The sequence below is a fragment of the Geobacillus sp. genome, assembly GCF_017515625.1.
GTDB lineage: Bacteria > Bacillota > Bacilli > Bacillales > Anoxybacillaceae > Geobacillus > Geobacillus stearothermophilus.
In genome coordinates this window covers 1-4,310 of sequence record NZ_JAFWFM010000102.1, presented here as the reverse complement: position 1 = coordinate 4,310, position 4,310 = coordinate 1, and the positions used below count along the sequence as shown (strand labels likewise).

Below are 4,310 nucleotides of genomic sequence, written 5' to 3'. Positions count from 1 at the left end.
GCTGGGAAACCCAATCGTGTCGAGACTTCGACTCCATTTCGAATGTTCACCTATTAGGTGAAGAACCCCGAGTGCAATATTTTGTTGATTGATCCAGTTTTCTTGGCAGCTTTGAACGCGTCTTTATCACGGATTCAGGTAGTGATTGACAACGCCCGTAGTGAACCGAAAAAATGTTCTCCACAAAGTCTTGACTGACTCCGCCCAATTTGGGCATTTTGGCGATTTTTTGCCGTAACGGTACAATAAGGGGAGAGGGAACCCTCTCCTCTTTTTTGTTGAACAGAGGGGAAACCGCCTCATCAAGAGGATGGGGGACGTTTGCATGGTTTAGGAGGAGGTGGAGCGCGGTGATGCCCATCATCGGTCAACAGGCGCTGCTGTCGATTATCATTCATTTAGTGTTCATGGCGGTGACGTGGTGGACGCTGCAAGCTGTCCGGCTTGAAGTGCTTCTGAAGCCGAACCGCGTCGTCCAAGGGCGGCTGCTGTACATTTTATTGACGATTGCGATCGGCTCAACGGTTGCGAACTTTTTCCTCGACTATTGGGCATGGTCGACCGATTTGCCGTATTTGTTTCGCGACTAGCAGCGCCCCGTCTGCGGCAGGGCAGGCTTCATGCCGCCGACACGCTCGTTTTGGCCGCAACAGGCTATGCGATCGGCCGCGCGCGGCCGACGCATCTTCCATATGGCGCCATTGATCTGCATGGGTGGCCGGGTCTTTTTCGGCCGAGTGGACGATCCGTCCACTCTATTTTTATGCATGAAAACGATTTCAAAAATCACCGGTTGTCGATTTTTTGGACGTATGTTCCCTGTCCTGGTGGCAACAATAACAAGTAAGGAGAGGAAGGGACCGAAGATGAGAAAAAACCGGATGAAATGGCTGCTGGCGCTCATGCTGGCCAGCCTGTTTTTCGCCGCCTGGCAATACCGGACAGAAGGCGCGCAGGGGGACGAATGGTCAAAACCGATGGAAACGATGGCGCGCACGCTGGCGCAACACGGTGCTTCGCTTGGCTGCTGGGTCATTTACACAAGAGAGTATGCCCGCGATATTCAAAATGATGCGGACTTTTTCAAAAAAATGGCGGAATTGAAACAAACATATCGTTCGTTTCATTGGTCGTTTGCCAAAAGCGGACATTGGCAAAAAGCGATCGGCAAAAACGAGCACGCCTTCTTCCAAGAACAAATCCAGCTCGTGATGACCGTCACAAACGGTACGCCGCAAACGTATATCCTCTATGAAGCAACGGGCCCCAAATGGAGCCGGATTGGGTGGAAAGAAGCAGCACGCCAGATTCAAATGAAGACGAACGGCCTATTTGTGAACGCCCCTACATTTTATGCTTGTATTGAAGGCGAGTTCAATGGTAATATGAAAGGTGGTTTGTTCGATCAGGCTTCTCGGCTGGTGCGCGACTTTCAAGCGAAACCGGTTGAGTGGTTGCGGGAAGAGTCATTCGTTTCCCTGTCTGCATATACTGGGCAGTGGAAGAACGTTCTCCCGGCCGCCAAGCAACAGCCGATCAACCTGCAACTCGCCTTGAGGGAAAGATTGGACGGCAAGATGCGCGTCGTTGTTGGAACCCCAATCATTACCATTGAATATTAATATAGAGAAATTGGACGCGGAGGGGAATACCTTGGAAAAGATCATCGTCCGTGGCGGAAACCGGTTGAGCGGCACCGTCAAAGTGGAAGGCGCAAAAAATGCCGTTTTGCCCGTCATTGCTGCCACCTTATTAGCGACAAAAGGAACTAGCACGATTCATGATGTGCCTGCTCTTTCCGATGTATATACAATCAGTGAGGTGCTCCGCTATTTAGGCGCCGATGTGCAAATCGCCGGCAATACGGTAACGGTCGATGCGACCGCTCCGCTGACGGTGGAAGCGCCGTTTGAATATGTGCGGAAAATGCGCGCTTCCGTGCTCGTCATGGGACCGCTGTTGGCCCGCAACGGCCGCGCCCGCGTCGCCTTGCCGGGTGGCTGTGCCATTGGTTCGCGCCCGATCGATCAACATTTAAAAGGATTTGAAGCAATGGGCGCCTTCGTGAAAGTCGGCAACGGCTTTATCGATGCAGAAGTGAACGGCCGTCTCCGCGGCTCCAAAGTATACTTGGACTTTCCAAGCGTTGGGGCAACGGAAAATATTATGATGGCCGCGGTGCTCGCGGAAGGTACAACTGTGATCGAAAACTGCGCCAAAGAGCCGGAAATTGTCGATTTGGCGAACTTTTTGAACGCGATGGGCGCCAAAGTGCGCGGCGCCGGGACCGGCACGATTCGAATCGAGGGAGTTGACGAGCTCGTCGGCACGTCCCACACCGTCATCCCGGATCGCATTGAAGCTGGCACCTTTATGGTGGCAGCCGCCATCACCGGCGGCAATGTCCTCGTGCAAGGAGCGGTTCCCGAGCATTTAAGTTCGCTCATTGCCAAAATGGAAGAAATGGGCGTGACGATTATCGAAGAAGAAAACGGGGTGCGCGTCATCGGTCCGGAAACGTTGAAAGCCGTCGACATTAAAACGATGCCATACCCAGGTTTTCCAACTGACATGCAATCGCAAATGATGGCGCTCCTGTTAAAAGCGGAAGGCACGAGCATGGTCACCGAGACTGTCTTTGAAAACCGCTTCATGCATGTGGAAGAATTCCGCCGGATGAACGCTGATATTAAAATTGAAGGGCGCTCTGTCATTATTAACGGTCCGTGCCAGCTGCAAGGCGCTGAAGTAGCGGCCACCGATTTGCGCGCTGCCGCCGCTTTGATTTTGGCTGGACTTGCGGCGGACGGCTACACGCGCGTGACCGAGCTTCGTCATCTTGACCGCGGCTATGTCCGCTTTCATGAAAAACTGGCCGCGCTTGGCGCTGACATTGAACGCGTTCGGGAAGAAACAGAACAACTCGACCCGATCCAAGCGATCGAATGGAACGGATAATGGCGAAAAAACGACCGTGAACTGCCTGTTTCGGCGGGGAATGGTCGTTTTTTTGCATTTTCTCACGCCCAGACCTAAAAACGGGAATTGACGCTTATCGAATGGTCGTTTTTTGCATTCTCTCCCCCCGCTTGGCCGGCCAATGCCGGCTCTCCGCTTTCCGCTGCACGGAAGAGGGCGCGCATCCGCTCGTTCAAGGACAGGAGGAGACGCGAAAGAAAACAGTCATATATACTTGTCCGAGCCCATAACTATAAGTAACGAACGGAAGCCATGCAGGCATTGATTGATCATGTCCGCTTGGGCTTAGAAAATGCATATTGGGGGCTCGGCTATGGTGAAACGACTGAAACCGGTCATCGTACTTGCACTATGCCTGTTTGTGGCCATCCTCGTCATTCCTGCAGCGCTTGTCCTGCCGTTTTACGATGGGAAGGTGGCGAAATTGACGGAACAGTTGCAGAAGCACGAACAACTCCAGCGTTCGCAGGCAGCCGAAGGGCCGTCCATTGACGTGGCGGTTTACCGAAGCAAAGAACAGCGCGTGGAAAAAATCCCCCTTGAACAGTACGTCATCGGAGTGGTGGCGGCGGAAATGCCGGCCGAATTTGAGCTCGAGGCGTTAAAGGCGCAGGCCTTAACGGCACGAACGTATATCGTCAAACAGATGCTCGCCAACCAGCCGTTCCGCCTGCCGCAAGGAGCGAATGTGACCGACACAGTGGCGCACCAAGTGTATTACAGCGATGACGAACTGCGGAAGTTATGGGGAAGCGATTACGACTGGAAGATCAAAAAAGTGACCAAAGCGGTTCTGGATACGCGCGGGCAAATTTTAACGTACAACAACGAACCGATTGAAGCGCTCTTCTTTTCCACAAGCAACGGGTATACAGAAAATTCTGAAGCGTACTGGAAAAACGATATCCCGTATTTAAAAAGCGTCGTCAGCCTATGGGACAAACAATCCCCGAAGTTTTATCAGCGAAAAACGATGTCTGTCGTCGAATTTGAGCGGAGGCTCGGAATCGTGCTGCCAAAAGACGGATCCGTCGGTGTCATTTTATCGCGCACGCCCGGCCGTCGAGTCGGCGAGGTGAAAATCGGCGGAAAGACGTTCACGGGCCGCGAAGTGCGTGAACGGCTCGGCTTGCCGTCGAGTGATTTCACCTGGGTGCGTAGCGGGAATGACATCATCATTACGACGAAAGGTTACGGCCATGGCGTCGGCATGAGTCAATACGGCGCCAACTTTATGGCCAAAGAAGGGAAAACGTACGCCGACATCGTGAAGCATTATTACCGAGGCGTCCGCATCTCTTCAGCGACCGCCTTTTTAAACAAGTTGACCG

The 4,310-nt window shown here is 52.9% G+C and carries 4 protein-coding genes; all 4 read left to right on the top strand.

Annotation, left to right across the window (positions count from 1 at the left end):
* The first annotated feature begins 350 nt into the window (after positions 1-350).
* Positions 351-590: a DUF1146 family protein gene (locus IKE44_RS06405; RefSeq protein WP_033011771.1), complete on the top strand. Its 240-nt coding sequence runs from the start codon at positions 351-353 to the stop codon at positions 588-590.
* Between the two features lie 276 nt (positions 591-866).
* Positions 867-1,622 (top strand): YwmB family TATA-box binding protein, encoded by a 756-nt coding sequence (locus IKE44_RS06400; RefSeq protein ID WP_287465362.1) that lies wholly within the window; start codon positions 867-869, stop codon positions 1,620-1,622.
* Between the two features lie 31 nt (positions 1,623-1,653).
* Entirely contained in the window at positions 1,654-2,958 is a 1,305-nt protein-coding gene (gene murA, locus IKE44_RS06395) for a UDP-N-acetylglucosamine 1-carboxyvinyltransferase (protein ID WP_064213651.1), read from the top strand.
* A gap of 334 nt (positions 2,959-3,292) precedes the next feature.
* The coding region (gene spoIID / locus IKE44_RS06390; protein WP_287465359.1) for a stage II sporulation protein D at positions 3,293-4,310 on the top strand (1,018 nt) is incomplete at its 3' end.